Source organism: Zavarzinia sp. (assembly GCF_041650655.1).
Lineage (GTDB): Bacteria > Pseudomonadota > Alphaproteobacteria > Zavarziniales > Zavarziniaceae > Zavarzinia.
In genome coordinates, this window is sequence record NZ_JBAZKR010000242.1 from 1 (window position 1) to 2,914 (window position 2,914).

General features: G+C 68.7%; 3 protein-coding genes. All 3 read left to right on the forward strand.

Features of this window, described 5'->3' with window-relative positions:
* Positions 1-50 precede the first annotated feature (50 nt).
* A complete protein-coding gene (locus WC493_RS22915; RefSeq protein WP_373068903.1) occupies positions 51-638 on the forward strand; it encodes an SPOR domain-containing protein in 588 nt (195 codons plus the stop codon).
* A 13-nt stretch (positions 639-651) separates the two neighbouring features.
* Positions 652-1,032: a Rid family detoxifying hydrolase gene (locus WC493_RS22920; RefSeq protein ID WP_373068905.1), complete on the forward strand. Its 381-nt coding sequence runs from the start codon at positions 652-654 to the stop codon at positions 1,030-1,032.
* The coding region (gene recG / locus WC493_RS22925; protein WP_373068907.1) for an ATP-dependent DNA helicase RecG at positions 1,025-2,914 on the forward strand (1,890 nt) is incomplete at its 3' end. The genes WC493_RS22920 and recG, both read left to right, overlap by 8 nt.

Here is a 2,914-nt window from a genome sequence, read left to right on the forward strand (position 1 = left end):
CAACGCGCAGTCGTATGAATTCGAGTGGCACGAGCAAGGCGAGGATCGCAATGGACGAAATATCGAACCTGGATCACGCGCCCACGCCTGAAGAGGCCCTCAGGCGCCGCCTGGTCAATCGCATCGTCATCGCCGCCCTGATGGTGGTGGGCCTGCTCGGCAGCCTGGCGATGTTCGAGGCGATCTACACGCCGCCGGCTCCAGTGACGGCCAAGCTCGCCCTGCCGCCCAAGCCGGAGCCTGTGGCCGAGCCGGAAACGAAGCCGATCGAGCCGGCCGTCGAGGCCAAGCCGGAGCCAACGGCCGTGCCCGAGCGCACGGCGGCACCCGTTGCGCCACCGCCGAAAGCCGCGCCGGCGCATCCTCCCGCGGTGCATGCCGCGCCTCAGCGCGCCCCGGCCTCGCGCCCTGTCACCCAGGCGATCGAACGCCGCTATGCGCTGCAAATGGGCGTCTTCAGCAATATGGCCAATGCCGAGGATCTGCGCGCTAAACTGGTGGCGAACGGCATTCCCGCCACCATCGAGGCGCGGGTCCATGTCGGCCCTTTCAAGACGAAGCAGGAAGTGGATGCCGCCCGTGCCAAGCTGAAGGCGCTCGGTCTCGACGACGGCCTGCTGATAACCACCAAGAAATGAACAGGACAACACCATGAGCCGCAAGATCATTTCCACCGCCGCCGCGCCCGCCGCGATCGGCACCTACTCGCAGGCCGTGCAGGTCGGCGACACCGTCTATATGTCGGGCCAGATCGGCCTCGATCCGGTCAGCATGCAGATGGTCGACGGCATCGAAGCGCAGATCGTGCGCGTCTTCGAGAACCTCAAGGCGGTCGCCGCCGCCGCCGGCGCGACGCTGAACGATGCGGTCAAATTCAACATCTACCTGACCGACCTGGCCAACTTCGCCAAGGTGAATGAAACCATGGCGAAATACGTCAGCGAGCCCTTCCCGGCGCGCGCCGCGGTCGGCGTCAAGGAGCTGCCGCGCGGCGCCCTGGTCGAGGCGGATGCCGTGCTCGTCCTTGGCTGAAAAAAAGGCCGCGAGCGGCAACACCCTCGCGGCCCGCCTGGCCCGGCTCGGTTTGCGCACCGATGCCGATTTCGTCCTGCACCTGCCGCTGCGCTACGAAGACGAGACGCGCATCACGCCGCTCGCCGACGCGCGGTCCGGCGTCGCCGCACAGTTCGAAGTCGAGGTCGTCGACAGCGAAATCGCCTACCGGCCGCGCCGCCAGTTGCTGGCGCGGGTGCGCGATGGCAGCGGCGCATTGCTGCTGCGCTTCCTGAACTTTTATCCGAGCCAGCAGAAGGTCTTGCAGCCGGGTGCGCGGCTGAGAATTTTCGGCGAGCTGCACGAGGGCTATCTCGGCCCCGAAATCATCCATCCGCGCTTTCATGCCGTAGCGCCCGGCGAAACCCTGCCCGAATGCCTGACGCCGGTCTATCCGACCACGGCCGGCCTCGGCCAGGCCACCCTGCGCCGCCTGATCGAGCGCGCATTGGCGCGCGCCGACCTCAACGACACGCTGCCGCCGGCCCTGCGCGAGCGGCTGCACCTGCCCGAGTTCGCCGCCGCGATTCACCGCCTGCACACGCCGCCGCCGGAAATGACCCAGACCGAGCTGGAAGCCCGCGAGCATCCGGCGTGGCGCCGCGTCCAGTTCGACGAACTGCTGGCGCAGCAACTGAGTTTGCGCCGCGCCTATGCCGCCCGCCGCGCGCGCGGCGCGCCGCGCCTGAAGGCGACGGCGGCGCTGACCGGGGCGCTACTGGCCTCGCTGCCGTTTCGCCTGACCCAGGCGCAGCAGCGCGCCTGGCAGGAGATCGCCGCCGACCTCGCGCAGCCGCATCCGATGCAGCGCCTGCTGCAGGGCGACGTCGGCAGCGGCAAGACCGTGGTGGCCGCGCTGGCCATGCTGCAGGCGGTCGAGGCCGGACATCAGGCGGCCCTCATGGCGCCGACCGAAATCCTCGCCGAGCAGCATTACCGCAAGCTCGCCGCGTGGCTGGCGCCGCTCGGCCTCGAAGTCGCCTGGCTCACCGGCAGCCTGAAAAAGCGCGAGAAGGAGGCGGCGATCGCAAGAGTCGGCGCCGGCGACACGCCGATCATCGTCGGCACGCATGCGCTGATCGAAGACAAGGTGGAGTTCGCCCGCCTCGGCCTGGCGATCGTCGACGAGCAGCACCGCTTCGGCGTGCGCCAGCGCCTGGCGCTGAAGGAGAAGGGCCTCTATGCGCATCAGCTGGCGATGTCGGCGACGCCGATCCCGCGCACCCTGGCCATGAGCTACTACGCCGACCTCGACGTTTCGGTGCTCGACGAACTGCCGCCGGGACGCACGCCGGTGACGACCAAGCTGGTCGCGGAAGCCCGCCGCGACCAGGTCGTGGCCCGTGTGCATGAGGCCTGCCGCGCGGGGCGCCAGGCCTACTGGGTCTGCCCCCTCATAGAGGAAAGCGAAAGCCTGCAACTCAAGACCGCCGAGGAAACCTTCGCCCGCCTTGAGGCCGATCTGCCCGACCTGAAAATCGGCCTGGTCCATGGTCGCCTCAAGGCCGCCGAAAAGGCCGCCATGATGAGCGCCTTCGTGGCGAACGAGATTCATCTGCTGGTGGCCACGACGGTGATCGAGGTCGGCGTCGACGTGCCGAATGCGAGCCTGATGGTGATCGAGCACGCCGAGCGCTTCGGCCTCGCGCAACTGCACCAGTTGCGCGGCCGCGTCGGCCGCGGCACGGCGCAATCGGCTTGCATCCTGCTCTATGCCCAGCCGCTGGGCGAACTTGCCCGGGCGCGGCTGAAGGTCATCTTCGAAAGCACCGACGGCTTCGCAATCGCGCGCGAGGACCTGCGCCTGCGCGGCCCCGGCGAATTCATCGGCAGCCGGCAAAGCGGCCTGCCCTTGCTGCGC

Bases quoted from the DNA above. Each gene is read 5' to 3' on its own strand.
- WC493_RS22915 (WP_373068903.1), top strand. From the start codon at position 51: ATGGACGAAATATCGAACCTGGATCACGCGCCCACGCCTGAAGAGGCC.
- WC493_RS22920 (WP_373068905.1), top strand. From the start codon at position 652: ATGAGCCGCAAGATCATTTCCACCGCCGCCGCGCCCGCCGCGATCGGC.